General features: G+C 40.4%; 13 protein-coding genes. 9 read left to right on the top strand and 4 right to left on the bottom strand.

Features of this window, described 5'->3' with window-relative positions; genetic code table 11:
* The first annotated feature begins 125 nt into the window (after positions 1 to 125).
* The 3 genes from GSQ19_RS02220 (at position 126) to psbM (ending at position 938) form a co-directional block, all read left to right on the top strand.
* Complete coding sequence (locus tag GSQ19_RS02220; RefSeq protein WP_010995059.1) at positions 126 to 263, top strand: photosystem II reaction center protein K; 138 nt, start codon at positions 126 to 128, stop codon at positions 261 to 263.
* A gap of 162 nt (positions 264 to 425) precedes the next feature.
* Positions 426 to 722 (top strand): 2Fe-2S iron-sulfur cluster-binding protein, encoded by a 297-nt coding sequence (locus GSQ19_RS02215; RefSeq protein ID WP_011321157.1) that lies wholly within the window; start codon positions 426 to 428, stop codon positions 720 to 722.
* A gap of 99 nt (positions 723 to 821) precedes the next feature.
* Positions 822 to 938: a photosystem II reaction center protein PsbM gene (gene psbM, locus GSQ19_RS02210; RefSeq protein ID WP_010995057.1), complete on the top strand. Its 117-nt coding sequence runs from the start codon at positions 822 to 824 to the stop codon at positions 936 to 938.
* A gap of 199 nt (positions 939 to 1,137) precedes the next feature.
* Here psbM and GSQ19_RS02205 read toward each other — a convergent pair whose 3' ends face one another.
* A complete protein-coding gene (locus GSQ19_RS02205) occupies positions 1,138 to 1,989 on the bottom strand; it encodes a universal stress protein (protein ID WP_041457035.1) in 852 nt (283 codons plus the stop codon).
* Positions 1,990 to 2,925: 936 nt separating this feature from the next.
* On the opposite strand from GSQ19_RS02205, the gene GSQ19_RS02200 reads away from it, so the two are divergent.
* Entirely contained in the window at positions 2,926 to 3,189 is a 264-nt protein-coding gene (locus GSQ19_RS02200; protein ID WP_011321155.1) for a DUF4278 domain-containing protein, read from the top strand.
* Between the two features lie 141 nt (positions 3,190 to 3,330).
* On the opposite strand, the gene GSQ19_RS02195 is transcribed toward GSQ19_RS02200, so the two are convergent.
* On the bottom strand, positions 3,331 to 5,439 hold the full coding sequence (locus GSQ19_RS02195) for a M3 family metallopeptidase (protein WP_011321154.1): 2,109 nt from the start codon (positions 5,437 to 5,439) through the stop codon (positions 3,331 to 3,333).
* Positions 5,440 to 5,689: 250 nt separating this feature from the next.
* On the opposite strand from GSQ19_RS02195, the gene GSQ19_RS02190 reads away from it, so the two are divergent.
* Together GSQ19_RS02190 and GSQ19_RS02185 are read left to right on the top strand one after the other, a co-directional pair.
* A complete protein-coding gene (locus GSQ19_RS02190) occupies positions 5,690 to 6,430 on the top strand; it encodes a hypothetical protein (RefSeq protein WP_041456439.1) in 741 nt (246 codons plus the stop codon).
* Positions 6,431 to 6,572: 142 nt separating this feature from the next.
* Positions 6,573 to 7,559, top strand: a complete 987-nt coding sequence (locus GSQ19_RS02185; RefSeq protein WP_011321152.1) for a zinc-dependent alcohol dehydrogenase family protein — start codon at positions 6,573 to 6,575, stop codon at positions 7,557 to 7,559.
* 51 nt (positions 7,560 to 7,610) lie between these two features.
* Here the strand turns inward: GSQ19_RS02185 and GSQ19_RS02180 are convergent, their stop codons facing one another.
* Entirely contained in the window at positions 7,611 to 7,916 is a 306-nt protein-coding gene (locus GSQ19_RS02180) for an acylphosphatase (protein WP_011321151.1), read from the bottom strand.
* 106 nt (positions 7,917 to 8,022) lie between these two features.
* On the opposite strand from GSQ19_RS02180, the gene GSQ19_RS02175 reads away from it, so the two are divergent.
* Positions 8,023 to 8,400: a DUF1823 family protein gene (locus tag GSQ19_RS02175; protein WP_011321150.1), complete on the top strand. Its 378-nt coding sequence runs from the start codon at positions 8,023 to 8,025 to the stop codon at positions 8,398 to 8,400.
* A gap of 291 nt (positions 8,401 to 8,691) precedes the next feature.
* Positions 8,692 to 10,350: an alpha-amylase family glycosyl hydrolase gene (locus tag GSQ19_RS02170; protein WP_011321149.1), complete on the top strand. Its 1,659-nt coding sequence runs from the start codon at positions 8,692 to 8,694 to the stop codon at positions 10,348 to 10,350.
* Positions 10,351 to 10,602: 252 nt separating this feature from the next.
* Here GSQ19_RS02170 and nifH read toward each other — a convergent pair whose 3' ends face one another.
* Complete coding sequence (nifH, locus tag GSQ19_RS02165; protein ID WP_011321148.1) at positions 10,603 to 11,496, bottom strand: nitrogenase iron protein; 894 nt, start codon at positions 11,494 to 11,496, stop codon at positions 10,603 to 10,605.
* A 1,429-nt stretch (positions 11,497 to 12,925) separates the two neighbouring features.
* On the opposite strand from nifH, the gene GSQ19_RS02160 reads away from it, so the two are divergent.
* Positions 12,926 to 16,639 (top strand): HEAT repeat domain-containing protein, encoded by a 3,714-nt coding sequence (locus GSQ19_RS02160; RefSeq protein WP_011321146.1) that lies wholly within the window; start codon positions 12,926 to 12,928, stop codon positions 16,637 to 16,639.
* Positions 16,640 to 16,663 lie beyond the last annotated feature (24 nt).

The following is a 16,663-nucleotide window of genomic DNA, read 5'->3' as shown; positions in this document are numbered from 1 at the left end:
ATTTTGTAGCTTTAGCCTCCCGTAGGGTATTTTGAATTTTGAATTCCCATAAGGGGTTGCCCAATCCATGTTAAGATACATCTCAATTATGAAAGCTGTGTTGGATTAGGTGGATTTAAACAAACATGGAAGCAGCACTATTATTAGCAAAACTGCCTGAAGCTTACCAAATCTTCGATCCTCTGGTCGATGTTCTCCCAATTATTCCTGTTTTCTTTTTATTACTTGCTTTTGTGTGGCAAGCAGCTGTCGGATTTAGGTAAGTTCAACTATAGTCAATTTCTAGGACAGGTAGTTTACCTGTCCTATTTTTTTGTAATTACTCTATCTTGATAATTCTTAATTTTTTGTAATAAATGGGGATAAATTCAGTAATATAGGTGTAAAGCTTGACCCGCTTACAGTCAACGAGGAATTAGTCAGCTATGGGTAATATCAAATTCGTTAAAGAAGATAAAGAAGTAATCGCTGCGGATGGTGCAAATCTGCGGCTTAAGGCAATGGATAATGGCGTTGACATTTATAAGTTTTTTGGCAAACTCACAAATTGTGGTGGTGTCGGTCAATGTGGTACTTGTATTGTTGAGATAGTTGAAGGAATCGAAAATCTTTCTACTCCGACAGATGTGGAAAATCGGATGTTAAAGAAAAAGCCAGCTAATTACCGTTTGGCTTGTCAAACTTTAGTAAATGGCCCAGTAAGTGTAGTAACCAAACCTTGAAGGATTGGTATTGAGCAAGTAAAAAAAAAGAGCTAACACTGGCATCGTTGATGCTATTCTAAAATTGTTGACTGGAAATTAAAGAGAGGCGTTCTTGCCATGCAAGTTAATGACTTAGGGTTCGTAGCGAGCATTCTGTTCGTACTAGTACCCTCTGTGTTTTTAATAATTCTGTACATTCAAACAGCCAGCCGCGAAGGTAAAAAAGATAGTTGATTGATTTTCGTATAAAATAAGAAACCCCTGTACCCGATGGTAGAGGGGTTTTTCATGTCGAAAGTTTGGGTGAGGAATGTAGGGGGGATAAAGGTATAAGGGGGTAGAGGGATAAGGAAAAGACTTTCAAGTCTGTTAACCGTCAACAGTCAACAGCTATAAATTACTTCACCACACCCCTACACCCCTAAACCCCCATTTAACCAGTTGTCCTCGCTAATAATACAGGACAGCTAGCATTAACTCGCACATAGTCTGACAGTGAAGCACCGATGAGTCTGTCTAGATCGACAAAATTCTTAGCCACCGACGGACGGCGATCGGGTGATCCGAGTAATAATAAATCTACGTTCAACTCATCTGCTAGGCGACAGATTTCTTCTCCTGGTTTGCCGCTACTGGTAAAGCAGCGAGTTTGTACACCATATTTTTGTGCTTCCGCTACGGCTGAAGCCAAAACAGGATTTTTATCTGGGTTAATTTCCGATACATCTGAGGTTTTACCACGCAAATCGGTTGTCACATTAGCCAAAATTAATTGACTACCGACAATACCCTGCAACAAAAACAAGGCTAGATTTAAGCAATGTTTTGCTGCATCAGAATTATCAATCGCTACCATCACGCGCTTAATTTTTTTGACATAAATGTCATCTTTAACCAGTAACATTGGGCGAGAAGACAGCTGAAAGACATACTGACTCACTGAGTTTGATAAAATCGATTGCAGACGTTTAAGTCCGCGTGAACCCATAATAATTAAGTCAGCGTCAATTTCATCGGCTACCTGACAAACAACATCTTTAGGATCTCCTTGGCGCAAAATCGAAGAAACCTGGCTAGGATCTAAGTTCAAACTCTGAATTGCATTAGCCAAAATTTTGCCACCTTCTTCCCATTTATCTGTCATGGCAGAAGATGTTGCTTGAGAAGGAACTACGTGCAGGACTGTAACTTTTGCAGATTGGATTGATGGCACTTCTTTCAAAGTTTTGAGCATTTCTTCTGCGTGTCCCAATCCAGAAACAGCTAGCAAAATCTTTTCTATCATTGTTAGTTCTTGTTTTAAGGTTGCTTGGTGTTTAATTTTTCTTCTTGGTTCGGATGAAATGTTCACCACCTGGCTCAACAACTTAGTAGTTAAGTTAGCACAATGCCACTATATAGATATTAGCCATCAACACTCAAAAAATTAATTCCTTTGAAGAGACTAATGTTTGTTAAGTTTCATTGCACTTGAGTTACTTAACTTTTCATCAAGGTTGCAATCATTAAGCTTACTCTCAATATTGCCTGATAAAATTCACAATTTATGATGTTGGTTATTATTTTTAATCTATATTCAATATTTTTAATTAGAGAAACGTTAAATATTGCAAAGTTAATCCTCTTGTGATTGGTTGAGATTATAGCTGATGTAACCGATAAAGTATGTGAAAAAAGCACCGGATTAATAGATTTATTTTATACTTTATATAATAGAAAAGAGTTATTATGACAATGAGTCTTTTTTTACTTTATTTTTGCTGTTAATTAGCAAATTTAAACCAAGAAATGCCCAAATATTTTACAAACTTTTATATATTTAAATGAGACTAATATATGTAATTTTGTAAAGTAGTATTATGGGCAAAGATTTCTTTGGCAGTTAGTATCTTCCCGTGGATTATAATATAGGTAAGGTAGTCAATTACAGCTAGCAATGGCGTTTTGCCAACCGTAGGTCATTCCCTCTACCCAGTCGTTTGCATAATCTACTCAGCTAGAGCATTAACAAATTCTTAGGAATTTCTCGCCACATTTGGTTATTGTTGTCAAATTACAGAGGAAATAATACTCTTTGCGTAATATTTCTTCATTAATCAATGCGTAAATCCCGAATCAACCTGTGATAACTCCCAAGTAAACATAACTTTGGTGATTGCTTGAGGTCAAAGGAATCCTTGTAGTCATCAAGAGTGAATTTATTGATTCAGGAAGTAAAAATATGAAACTTTGCTATCGTGGTTTGAGTTATGAATACGAACCCAATCAAGCAGAAAAATACCAAGTTTCCCACGGTCAGCGATCGCATAAGTTAAAGTATCGGGGGATTGCTTATGATACTAACCCTGAGGTAACAGTAGACAAAGTTAGTTTATCATTTGTAGCGCATAAATTAATTTACCGAGGAATCGCTTACTTTATCAGTAGAACTCAACCAGAAATTAACCCAGTCGATGGAGCAGTAAAAATTCACGGGTTGGTATAATTCCTATTTAAATAATTGCTGTAATTGCTGTGCCATCTTTGCGAAATAACCTCAAGCAGAGGCGCAGAGAAGTATCACACTCTCCGCGTTCCTCCCCGTAACCCTTGGCGTAACTCTGCGTTTAAGTTCCTACCTCAATACTTAAGCAGCATTGGGCAGCAACCCATTATGCTTGAGCAAAGAAGCTGTACTCGGTTCCCGTCCTCGGAACGCTGCAAACACCTCCATCGGATGCTTGCTACCACCAAGAGCTAATACAGTATCTCGATAACGTCTACCCGTAGCTTTAATGGCAACTTCATCTTCTAGCCCAGCATCTTCAAAAGCGGCGAAAGCATCAGCACTAAGTACCTCAGCCCACTTGTAACTGTAGTATCCCGCAGCATAACCACCTGCAAAGATGTGTCCAAAAGCGCAGAGGAAAGCATCTTCTGGTAGTGGTGGTAAGACAGTAGTTTTTTGGGCAACTCGATGACGCACATCGGCGGCGGTTTCCTGACCACCTGGGTGATAGTGAGAGTGTAATTCCAAATCAACGCTACTAAAGTGGAGTTGGCGCAAGATACCGCTACCACTCATATAATTACGGGCGGCTAGGAGCTTTTGATAATAATGTTCTGGTAGTGTTTCCCCAGTTTCGTAATGTTTAGCCAAGCTAAATAAGGTGGTACGTTCATAACACCAGTTTTCCATAAACTGACTTGGTAGTTCCACTGCATCCCACTCTACATTATTGATGCCTGCGGCTCCAGCATAGTTAACCTTGGTGAGCATATGATGTAGCCCATGACCAAATTCATGGAACAGCGTTTCTACTTCATAGAATGTCATCAAACTAGGTTTACCATCCACTGGCGGAGTTTGGTTACACACCAAATAAGCCACAGGTAAACGTACAGTTTTTACACCATTTTCTGTAATTATGGCGCGATTGATACAGGTATCCATCCATGCACCGCCACGCTTTTCACCTGGACGGCTGTAAGGGTCTAAGTAGAAATAGGCGATGGGATTGCCAGTTTCATCAGCTATTTGGAAATAACGGATATCTTCGTGCCAAACTGGGGCTTGTCCATCTGCTGGGGTAACAGTAATGCCAAACAGCCGATGCACCAGTCCAAATAAGCCATCGAGGACTTGGGGTAGGGGGAAGTAAGGACGTAGTTCTTCGGCGGTGAAGGCAAATTTTTCTTCTCGTTGGCGTTCAGCCCAAAAGCTAATATCCCAGTGTCGTAAATCTGCGGCTTCTGGCGCTCCTTTAGAGGCTGCAAAGGCTTTCAAGGTTTCTAAATCTTTAACAGATGCATCGTAACTAGCACTGCGTAATTCTTCTAATAGTGCTTCAACTGCTTCCACATTGGGAGCCATTTTACTGGCTAGGCTCAACTCGGCATAATTTTGGAAGCCCAATAAATTTGCCAGTTCTTGGCGTAACTCTAAAGTCCGTTCGATAATTGGGTTGTTATCTAATTCACCAGATGAGGCGCGGGTAATATAAGTTTTGTAAAGCTGTTCGCGCAAATCACGCCTGGTGCTGTGCTGGATGAAGGGGGTGTAACTGGGGATATCTAAAGTAATACGCCAAGGGCCATTTTCTGGTGTGGCATTTTCTGCACCAGTTGCCCGTGCGGCTTGTGCTGCTAAACTAAGTAAACTTTGGGGTAAGCCGTCAACTTCTGCTTGAGTAGTGAGGGTGAGGCTAAATGCTGTGGTTGCGTCAAGGACATGGTTAGAGAACTTGGTAGCCAATTCTGCCAATTCCATTTGAATAGCATTGAAACGTTCCCGTGCTTCTCCTTGCAAGCCCACACCGGACAGTTCTGCATCCCGAATGGCTGCTTCCACAATTCGCTGTTGAGCTGATTCTAAAGTTTGCCAACTATCACTGGCGCGGAGTTGTTTAAAAGCATTGTAGATGGGTTGGCTTTGTCCCAACTTGTTAGCAAACTGCACTACTTGTGGCTGCACAGCTTCATGGGCTGTACGCAGTTCTGGGCTATTTTTCACACCCATTAGATGATTTACTATACTCCAACTCCAGGTAAGGCGATCGCTTAACTTTTCCAAAGGTTCGACCAAGCCATCCCAAGTAGGCTGTACATTCGCTTCCAAGGTAGTCAGTTCTTGTTCCAGTTCCGCCAATAATTGTTCAAAGGCTGGTTGTACTTGTTCTGGCTGAATTTCCGTAAATGGAGGCAAGCCAGAACCTTTAAGTAAAGGATTTTGAGTAATGGTAGTATTCGCACTCATGGTTTGATGTGAGCCGCAGATTATGGGTGACTATATTCTACTAATGTAGCGATCGCTGCACTATTTCGCCCTGCCATAATGCCAAAATCGCCATCGATTTTGACTCTTTTCTGAAAATTGTAGCGATCGCCCCACTTTGTTACTGATAAAATTTACGACATCTTATGGTACCCTCCAGGGTACTATTAGACATGACACTTCAACGTGTATATTCCCCAATGTAGCTTAAATCAGCAGTTATCCCAATCCTATGAAGTTAATCAAAAAGTTGGCGATCGTAGTAGGAACTACAATGACTTTGGCTAATGCGTCATCATCTGTGATGGCTGCTGATTTTCGGACTACTTTGGCATTTTCCAATTCCCTTGTCACTGATGTCACTAAAATAGTGGTTGATTGGTCAAGCGACCAAACCAGCAATCAATTCATCACCGAGAATGATTTAGATAATTTGTCATATCAACTTTTTGAAGGAGCGTCTTTAATATATTCAGAAGATGTCATCAAAAATGGAGCAGTACAAGCCATTGGTGGAGTACAACGTTCCATCTCTGATATCTCTTTCTGGTATTATGATGGGGCTATTGTTCAGTTTAAAAACGACATAGGTGGTGGTACACCATTGCAATCCCAGCCACAGGTAACTCAAGGGATTACATACAATGTGGAATTAACACCTCGGTTTCTTGTCCAAATCGGTCAATCGCTTCCTAACCCTTTACCTAGTAATATAAGACTTCAAGAATATAATTCGGGAATATTGGTACCGAGAACATCCCCATCGTTATGTAATAATTTCCCTGGTAGTATTAATTCCTGTATTGGTATAGATGAGCCGACCTTAATCAACCAGCAAACAGAAGTAATACAATCAGCCCAATCAGTTCCCGAACCCTCATTCATACTTAGCATGGGAACAATAGCGGTTTTAGGCTTTGGTGCTAATCAGCTATCACAATTGAAAACAAAGCGAAAGAATCAAGCAAGTTAAGCAGCAATTTTGCAAAATTCTCCTGACAACTTTGCACCTTGAGTTATAGGAATAGGCGATAAGTAATTTATTAGTATTGTGTAAACTCTCGGAAACTACCTGTACTAATATTTTTACACTTCTGGATGAATTACGAATTATTATGCGCGCCATGATTTTAGACGCACCGCGTCAACCCTTACGCCTGACAGAGTTACCAATACCAAGACCTAATTCTGAGCAAGTATTGATTCGCGTTCATGCTTGCGCCGTCTGTCGCACTGATTTACATATAGTGGATGGAGAATTGACACACCCAAAACTACCTTTGATTTTGGGACATCAAATTGTAGGGACGATTGAGGCTTTAGGGGAAAAAGTTGATCAATTTCATCTAGGTCAAAGGGTTGGTGTACCTTGGTTGGGTCATACTTGCGCTCATTGTCCTTACTGTCTCTCTGGGCGGGAAAACCTCTGTGATTATGCTGAATTTACAGGTTATAATATAGACGGCGGCTATGCAGACTATACAGTAGCTGACCACCACTTTTGTTTTCCTTTAGACCCCACTTATCCAGACTTACAAGCTGCACCTCTGTTATGTGGCGGTTTAATTGGCTACCGGGCTTACAATATGACTGGAGATGCTGAGAAACTCGGTTTTTACGGTTTCGGTTCCTCTGCTCATATCTTAATTCAGTTAGCACGTTATCAAGGGCGCAAAGTATTTGCTTTCACTCGTCCTGGGGATATTGATGGGCAAGAATTTGCCCGTCAATTAGGTGCAAATTGGGCTGGTGACTCAGATGTATTACCGCCAGAATCTTTAGATGCAGCAATTATTTTTGCACCAGTGGGGAAACTAGTTCCTACCGCCTTGCGTGCAGTTGCTAAAGGTGGTGTAGTCGTTTGTGCTGGTATTCATATGAGCGATATCCCCTCATTTCCCTACAGCATTCTTTGGGAAGAACGGGTGTTAAGGTCTGTAGCTAATTTAACACGCCAAGATGGCGAAGAGTTTCTGACTATCGCGCCGCAAATTCCCATCCGGACAAAGATTAATTCTTTCCCCTTGACTCAAGCTAATGAGGCTTTAGATGCGCTACGTAGTGGCAAAATAGAGGGGTCTGCTGTTTTAGTGATGAAGTGAGGAGACTCATATTGGATTTCAAGAGTATTTTCAGGTCAAGTACAATTAAACTTAATTTACCAACCGTTTCACCTCAAATCCCCGTAACCCTTCCGGTTCTTCATACTCAACCGCCACATCTTGCACCACAGCCGCCGGTGGGCCTGCATGACACCACCTCACCATCTCTTCCACAATGTCCCGCGCCCCCTCAAACACCGCTTCTACACGACCATCAGGAAGATTCCGCACCCAACCAGTTAAACCCAGTTGACTGGCGGTATCGACAGTAGAGTAACGAAAACCTACCCCCTGCACTCTACCAGTAACGAAGACATGGACGCGAATTAGCTGCGACTGTGGTGTAGAATTTGGCATTGACCCATCTATGATTTACGATTACCAGTCTACATTGTTTGTGAATCAGGAACGGATTTTTTAGATCGAAATCTGCTAATTTAAAATTCTAAATTTTGCATTACTTATGTCTGAACTACCACCATTGAATACAGATACTATCTGGGGTATTCTCAACGATCAAATTGATGATGCTACAGTCATGCAATTAGTTTGGTATTACCTGGGCTATCGCTACGACGCAACAACAGAGAAATGGGACAACAACGCCGTTCCATCAGAATGGCGTGATGAGTATCCAGAACCACCAAACTTTCTAGAAAGTCGCCCTGCAACGATGAAATTAACTCGTTCTATTCCTAAACAATACAAACAAATTACCAAAGAGAAACTGGGTTTTAAAGGGTATAAAATTGGTACCTTTACACCAAGAGAAACTCGCAGAGCTACTTCTGCTAACTGGTTGCTAAGTTATTTGCAGCAGCAAATTGACCAAGGCAAATAATACATTTTGGCAAATATTCGGTTGATTAAGATTATATTTACCCGAATATTTGCTTTTATACAGTAAAAATATTATTTATAAATCTATAACCTATGACAGTAGACAATATATTTTTGTCGAAACATCATCATTTAAATATTTGAGTCACCAATAAATAATCTATTGATAGAATAGACCATCTATCTGCTGATAGAGGAAGTATAAAACTAATTATTTCCTGCGACCGATTTGCAAATTGATTAATAATTTAGAAAATGCTTAATACTAGCATTTTATATTTTACTGATTTTTATGGCAAAGCCCATTGAATTTACCTTATTTGCACCCTATAACAAAGGAGCAGCATTAATTGCCTCATTTTCCGATTGGCAAGAAATTCCTATGCAAAAAGGTGATGATGGTTATTTTCGCGCAACTATTGAATTAGAAGATGGTACATATCAATATAAATTTCGTGTACAAACAAGATCATGGTTTTTTGAAGAAGATCAATGGGTAGATGTTACAGACCCTTATGCTACTGATATTGATGAATCAAGTGGTAAAGATAATGGCATCATCAAAATAAAAGATGGTGAAAAAATTGTTGATACATATGTTTGGCAACATGATGATAAACCTTTACCTGCTGACCACGAATTAGTTATTTATGAATTACACGTAGGTGACTTTTCTGGTGGAGAAGATGACCTTTATGCACGGGGCAAATATAAACACGTTATTGAAAAGTTAGATTATTTGTGTGAATTGGGCATCAATGCCATTGAGTTGTTACCAGTAAAAGAATATCCAGGTGATTATAGTTGGGGTTATAATCCTCGCTATTTCTTTGCTACTGAATCCAGCTATGGTTCTACAGCTGATTTAAAAAAATTGGTTGATGAATGCCATCAACGAGGTATTCGCATCATTATGGACGGGATTTATAACCACTCCGAAGCATCCAGTCCATTAACACAAATTGACCATGACTACTGGTATCACCATGAACCACGCGACCCTGATAATAACTGGGGGCCAGAGTTTAATTACGAACACTATGATGAAAATTTAGAGACTTATCCAGCAAGAAAATTTATTGGTGATACTGTCAGATATTGGGTCGGAGAATATCATCTAGATGGTATTCGCTACGATGCAGCAAGGCAAATAGCCAACTACGATTTCATGCACTGGATTGCTCAAGAAGCAAAGAAAACTGCCGGAGCAAAACCATTCTATAATGTTGCTGAACACATCCCAGAAACCACTAGCATTACTAATTTAGATGGGCCGATGGATGGATGTTGGCATGATAGTTTTTACCACACCATTAAAGCTCATATATGCGGTGACACCTTTGATTTAGAAAGTCTCAAAGATGTCATTGACCCTAAACGCCAAGGTTTCTTGGGTGCAACTAATGTTGTGAACTATCTCACCAACCATGACCATGACCATATCATGGTGGAGCTAGGTAATCGAGAAATTTTTCACGACGAAGCTTTTAGAAGAGCTAAACTGGGAACTGCAATTTTAATGACAGCTGTTGGTGTACCTTTGATTTGGATGGGAGAAGAATTCGGCGAGTATAAACCCAAACAACAAGACCAATCTAAAATTGATTGGACACTCTTAGGTAATGATCTCAATCGTAGTTTGTTTGATTACTACAGAGGATTGATAGGTTTACGTAAGAATAATCACGCGTTGTATACAGAAAATATTGATTTCATCCACGAAAATCCAGAAGCCAAGGTGTTAGCCTACAGCCGTTGGAATGATGAAGGTTCTCGTGTGGTAGTGGTGACGAATTTCTCCGAAGACTTCCTCGCCGGTTATCATGTCCCTAATTTCCCCTCTGGTGGTACATGGCATGAGTGGACTGGCGACTATGATGTTGAAGCTGGTGATGATGGTATCATCACTGATATCGGGCCTTATGAAGCTAAGGTATTTGTTTGGCAGTAATAGTAGGAATCCGATTTGATTATTGTTAGCGTAGCCTACACTTGTGCATAAAAATCTAAGTATCTGTAGGGTGGGCATTGCCCACCAAAACCATGATGTGTTAGGCAATGCCCTACCTAGATTTCAACAATTCAATGCTAATCTTACACAGTACAAGTGGGGGGCACTATACCAATTCTAAAGTCAAATGGTATAACCCCGACTTGTCTAAAAGTCGGGGTTATAAACCCTATCAGAACTGCATCACATTACTTACTTAGATTTGCTTTCTGAAGTTGTAGCAATCATTTTTGCAGCATTTTCTTCGCTTTCGAGAATACCGAACTCAATCAGCAACTCTTCTAATTCTTCCATCTCAATTGGGGTAGGAATCTTTAGGTTTTCGTTGTTGATGATTTTGTTAGCCAAAATCCGGTATTCGTTACCTTGGTTGCTGTCGGGTGCGTATTCGTTAACTGTCATCCGGCGCAACTCAGCGTGTTGAACAATGTTGTCGCGGGGTACGTAGTGAATCATTTGGGTGTTCAAACGTTTTGCCAGAGTTTCGATGAGTTCGATTTCTCTGTCAACGTTACGGCTATTACAAATCAAGCCGCCTAAACGTACACCACCAGTGTGTGCATATTTCAAAATACCACGAGCGATGTTGTTAGCAGCATACATCGCCATCATTTCACCAGAGGTAACGATGTAGATTTCTTGCGCTTTATTTTCGCGGATAGGCATTGCGAAACCACCGCATACAACGTCGCCTAATACGTCATAAGATACGAAGTCAACGTCTTGGTAAGCGCCGTTTTCTTCTAAGAAGTTAATGGCGGTGATGATACCACGACCAGCGCAACCTACACCGGGTTCTGGACCACCAGATTCTACGCACTTAACGCCACGGAAACCAGTCAGCATTACTTCGTCGAGTTCGAGGTCTTCTACTGCACCACGTTCAGCCGCCAAGTGAAGTACGGTGGTTTGAGCTTTGGAATGGAGCATCAAACGGGTGGAGTCAGCTTTAGGGTCGCAACCTACGATGAGGATGCGTTGACCCATTTCTGCCATAGCTGCCAAGGTGTTTTGAGAAGTGGTAGACTTACCAATACCGCCTTTACCGTAGAAAGCAATTTGTCTAATTTTCTTGTCGATACTCATGATTTGTGTTTTCCTGCGATGAATGTAAATACGATGTTCTAGAGTAAATATTGGTCAGAGGTTGCGTAGATAAGGATTTTTATCGAGGAAAGATTGCAAGTATCACCAAAAGCACAGTCCGATAGTTTCCTAAGATGAAATCGGAATTTTAGAGTGGTTTCTAGAACTTCCTATTCAGACAAAGTTGTATCTGCTCATGCAGAGCAAAGCTTAGTTAAGCTGGACATATATATTGCAGGTCATTGTGATAAATCACCATCGGTTGCTCAGGCCTTAAGAGTGGCTACAGTGGCAATTTAAATTTATCCAGGTTTTATTCCTGAACCCAACTAACCAAATTTGCCATCCACTCCGAATGGTTCTACAAGTTTCCTGCGCTTGTATATGTCATCAGTGCTTAGTAATTCTAATTCTGCTCTTTTTTGGGTAATTTCTAGCAAATATTCCGGAAAAATCACTCACATAGCTTACAATTCGTGCAGGCAGATAAATCTCTACCTACAGCAGTCAAGCCATACATCAGCAACCCCTAAAACTACGATTTGGGCAATGTATTGGTGGCTGTTGCCAATATGCTGAAATTCCTAAATCTTAAGAACGGTTATCTACTAAAATAAGCAATTGCCAGAACATAGTAAGCGAATCAAAATGGTGAGTTTTTCTGCTGCTATGTTCAGTAACCGTTCTGATTTATTGGGGATTACCAGCTTTGACTAAGAGTCTTTCTTCCCAGGCTCCTAGAGTACTTTTCACTGGCTCGTAATACTAGCGAAGAGAGGCAATGTTCACTGGCTATTATGACCACAGCCAGTTATCATTAACTTCAAGTTTTTACTGAGGCTTCTATCCTTTTTACCTGGACAAGTTCTATCGCTATAAAAAATCATAACGATATTGAAGTGGATTTACCAGACCAAAAGGACTTGATTGAGTTGCCCCAATATTTATCTCGAAGTCTTTTTGCTTACTTACTTTTTTGATTCCTATTGTTAGCTTAACACAGGTTTATTAATTTATTGAAGCAATCTCAAATTATTTTTTCTAGGAATATATTATAGGAATATGATTTGATTTTTGGCAAACATAATAAGCTTAAATTAGCTTTACATAAGGATTGCAGCTTTATTTTTAATCTAAATTGAAGATAGAAATTTATATTTTTTTGATAATTGAAGCTATCAATTAGTTCTGGGTTGACAGTTTTTGGATTGCGGAAAATTTTGCGGAACTTGCGATTTCTCATTGTAGCAATTAGTGTTGTGCGATCGCTCACAGTAAAAGTTACAAAATTGAATTACTTACTAGGAAGCTTCAAAACTAATTTAGATGAATATATACCTACAATACATTTCTTCAAATATGCTGAAATCTACAGCCATTTCCATAGTTGATGGATATACTCGAAGTCTAAAGCTAGGCAAACGCGGGTATGATGTTAGATTGGTTAGCTGTTTGGGGCGTAACTCAAGCTGTCGGGTTTGCTTTTAAGTCGATTTTTGAGGACTTAGCAAAGGACGCAGCGAAAGACTGGGCTAAGGACTTATTAAAGGCGGTTCCCAATAATATTTTACAGAAGCTGCAAAAGGAAGATATTGAAACTGCTGCGGGTAAAGCATTGAAGGAATTTTTGCAGTTGATGCAGCAGGAATTAGAAGATGCAGATTTAGACGAAGCAGAACTGCAACGATACAATCAGCCATTAACTACGTTTATTCATAATCAATCTCTGCAACATCTTCTTGGTCTTCCCTTTCAACCAGACTGTCAAGTCATAGATTATCAGAGTCTAGTAACCGCTTGGTATGCAGATAATTTACTACCTTTACCCCCAGCATTTGATTGGGAAAGACTAGCGAAACGTTATCTCAAGAAAGTGAAAGCGATTATTCGAGAATCAGATAAGTTACGCCCTATTTTTGATTCCCAACATTTAGAAGAGGCGAGAGATAGCCTACAGCAAATGGCTGGTATCCCGACGGAATTTGATTTGCTTGGTTATCAAGAAGGTCTGCGGGAACGATATGGTAACTTAAAATTAGATAGTTTAGATACCACTGGCTATGCTTACAATGAGTTAAAGCTATGGCGAATGTTTATCGCGCAAAATGTGCGGGAAGTCCATCAGGTTTTACCTCAAGTTCATGAACTACCCAAGGAACATTTAAAGCGGCTCAGAGAAAGTAACCAAATAGAAGATATTTCCTTAGATGAACTAACTTATTATAAACAAGTCTATATTGAACAACCAACATTTTCTATATTAGATATTATTAATAACCGACAAAATTATCAATACATAGTTATTTTAGGAGACCCAGGTTCAGGGAAATCCACATTATTACAGTTTCTCGCATTAAATTGGGCAGAAACACCTTTAGGAAATGCTATTTATCAGCCACTACCTTTATTGATTGAGCTACGCACTTATATGCGGAGGCGGGAAAATAATGAATGCAGTAATTTTATTGATTTCTTTCATAAAAGTAGTGGCATAGTACATCACTTAAATCAACATAAACTACATGAACAGCTAAAGACTGGTAATGCTTTAGTGATGTTTGATGGCTTAGATGAAGTATTTGAACCGGGAAAACGAGAAGATATTATTACGGATATTCATCGGTTCACAAATCAGTATCCTGATGTGCGCGTGATTGTTACTTCTCGCGTGATTGGTTACAAGCCTCAAAGGTTGCGAGATGCAGAGTTTCGCCACTTTATGTTACAAGATTTAGAACCAGAACAAATTCAAGACTTTATCCATCGTTGGCATGAATTGACTTTCTGTGATGAGGGAGATAGAAGGCGGAAAAAAGAGCGCCTGCATAGGGCAATTGATACATCCCATGCGATCGCCGAACTAGCTGGTAATCCCTTATTATTAACGATGATGGCAATTCTCAACCGTAATCAAGAACTGCCCAGAGATAGAGCCACCTTGTACGAACAAGCATCACGGGTATTGCTGCATCAATGGGATGTGGAACGCGCCTTAGTGGAAGATTATCGCTTAGACCCGAAAACTATCGACTATAAAGATAAGCAGGCGATGTTGCGTCAAGTTGCCTATCGTATGCAAACCAGTGAGAAAGGTTTGGCTGGGAATTTGATTAGTACGGGTGATTTAGAAAAGATTTTAATCCGCTATTTAAAAAATATTGAATTTGAACAACCAGTCATAGTTGCCAGAGTCATGATTAATCAATTGCGGACTCGCAACTTTATGTTGTCTTACTTGGGCGCAGACTATTATGCTTTTGTCCACAGAACTTTTTTAGAATATTTCTGTGCTTGGGAATTTGTCTGGCAATTTAAAGAAACACAAACGCTTTCCATTAAAGACCTAAATTATGAGGTATTTGGTAAACACTGGCAAGATGAAACTTGGCATGAGGTATTACGCCTAATTACAGGTATGATTGAGCCGAGGTTTGTCTGCGAGATTCTCGATTATTTAATGGCTCAAAACGGTGAAACAGAAAAGTTTATCAATCTTTTCCTCGCCGCTAAGTGTCTAGCAGAGGTACGAAATCGTTTATTAGTAGCATCCACCGCCACTAAATTACTACACCAAATCAAAGCATTAACCAAATATGACCTGGGGTACTATTATCAACCTTATTTAGATGAGGAAGAAACGCAGCTAGTACAGGAAATTCGTACCAAAGCAGTGACATCTGTCGCCACAACTTGGAAAGATGACCCAGAAACACTGACTTGGTTAAAACAACTAGCCACGGCTGATGAACGGGAATATGTGCGGAGTGTGGCCTTGCAAGAACTCGCACGGAGTTTCAAAGATGACCCTAATACCTTACCTTGGCTGAAAAAATGTGCGACTACCGATAGTGATGGAACTGTACGCCAAGCCGCAGTCCAAGAACTAGCAAAGGTTTTTAAAGATGACCCTGATACTTTGCCTATTGTCAAACAACGGGCGACTATTGATGAAAATGAATATGTCCGTCAAGTAGCAGTGCAAGAATTAGCTAGGGTTTTTAAAGATAACCCAAATACTTTACCTTGGCTGAAACAACGCACCATAGAGGATAATTCGGGAGCTGTCAGACAAGTAGCAGTGCAAGAATTAGCCAGGGGTTTTAAAGATAGTCCCGATACGTTACCTTGGCTGAAACAATGCACCACTGCTCATGATTGGACAGTGCGTCAAGCTGCATTGCAAGAAATAGCCAAGGTTTTTAAAGATGACTATGATACTTTATCTATTCTCAAACAAAGTGCAGCTCATGATGAAAATGAGTATGTGCGCCAAGCCGCAGTGCAAGAATTAGCCAGGGGTTTTAAAGATGACCCCGATACCATACCTATTCTTAAACAGAGTGCGATCGCTGACAAGTCTTTTGATGTCCGCCAAGTTGCAGTGCAGGAATTAGCCAGGGGTTTTAAAGATGACTCGCAAACTCTCTCCTGGTTAAAACAATATGCCACTATTGATGGTGATAAGTATGTCCGCCGGGCTGCATTGCAAGAATTGGCTAGAGGCTTTAAAGATGACCCTGATACTCTACCTATTCTCAAACTGCGAGCTATTGTTGATACACACGCAGATGTCCGTCGGGCGGCGGTGCAAGAATTAGCCAGGGGTTTCAAAGATGACCCTGATACTCTCCTTATCCTCAAACAACGCGCCACAACTGATGATAATGAATCTGTCCGTCGGGCGGCGGTGCAAGAATTAGCCAGAGGTTTTAAAGATGACCCTGATACTTTACCAATCCTGAAAAAACGCGCCACCTCTGATAAATATGCCAACGTCCGCCAAGCCGCATTACAAGAATTAGCCAGGGGTTTCAAAGATGACCCTGATACTTTACCAATCCTGAAAAAACGGGCTATGACAGACCAACATTTAGATGTGCGCCATACAGCCTTGCAAGAATTAACCCGCAGTTTCAAAGACGACCCTAGTATATTTGAGGTGTTTTATAACTGTGCCGTCAATGACCCCTTTACCCGTGAGTATAACTTTCAAATTAACCCCCGGCAACTAGCTCTAGAAACAATTATTGAACAATATCCCCACCATCCCCAGACTCTACAATTATTGCGCGATCGCGCCACCAATGATCCAGATGAGCAAGTAAGAGAATTTGCCAGCAAGAAATTGCAACAGGTCTTGTGATTGGGGACTGGGGATGGGAAAAGA

Origin of the sequence: Trichormus variabilis 0441 (genome assembly GCF_009856605.1) — a bacterium.
In the GTDB taxonomy this organism is placed as follows: domain Bacteria; phylum Cyanobacteriota; class Cyanobacteriia; order Cyanobacteriales; family Nostocaceae; genus Trichormus; species Trichormus variabilis.
This window is presented reverse-complemented; position numbering and strand designations above follow the sequence as displayed.

Coding starts and splice junctions, on each gene's coding strand:
- GSQ19_RS02200 (WP_011321155.1), top strand. CDS start 2,926: ATGAAACTTTGCTATCGTGGTTTGAGTTATGAATACGAACCCAATCAA.
- GSQ19_RS02215 (WP_011321157.1), top strand. CDS start 426: ATGGGTAATATCAAATTCGTTAAAGAAGATAAAGAAGTAATCGCTGCG.
- GSQ19_RS02195 (WP_011321154.1), bottom strand. CDS start 5,439: ATGAGTGCGAATACTACCATTACTCAAAATCCTTTACTTAAAGGTTCT.
- GSQ19_RS02190 (WP_041456439.1), top strand. CDS start 5,690: ATGAAGTTAATCAAAAAGTTGGCGATCGTAGTAGGAACTACAATGACT.
- nifH (WP_011321148.1), bottom strand. CDS start 11,496: ATGAGTATCGACAAGAAAATTAGACAAATTGCTTTCTACGGTAAAGGC.
- GSQ19_RS02220 (WP_010995059.1), top strand. CDS start 126: ATGGAAGCAGCACTATTATTAGCAAAACTGCCTGAAGCTTACCAAATC.
- GSQ19_RS02205 (WP_041457035.1), bottom strand. CDS start 1,989: ATGATAGAAAAGATTTTGCTAGCTGTTTCTGGATTGGGACACGCAGAA.
- GSQ19_RS02170 (WP_011321149.1), top strand. CDS start 8,692: ATGGCAAAGCCCATTGAATTTACCTTATTTGCACCCTATAACAAAGGA.
- GSQ19_RS02185 (WP_011321152.1), top strand. CDS start 6,573: ATGCGCGCCATGATTTTAGACGCACCGCGTCAACCCTTACGCCTGACA.
- GSQ19_RS02180 (WP_011321151.1), bottom strand. CDS start 7,916: ATGCCAAATTCTACACCACAGTCGCAGCTAATTCGCGTCCATGTCTTC.
- GSQ19_RS02160 (WP_011321146.1), top strand. CDS start 12,926: ATGATGTTAGATTGGTTAGCTGTTTGGGGCGTAACTCAAGCTGTCGGG.
- psbM (WP_010995057.1), top strand. CDS start 822: ATGCAAGTTAATGACTTAGGGTTCGTAGCGAGCATTCTGTTCGTACTA.
- GSQ19_RS02175 (WP_011321150.1), top strand. CDS start 8,023: ATGTCTGAACTACCACCATTGAATACAGATACTATCTGGGGTATTCTC.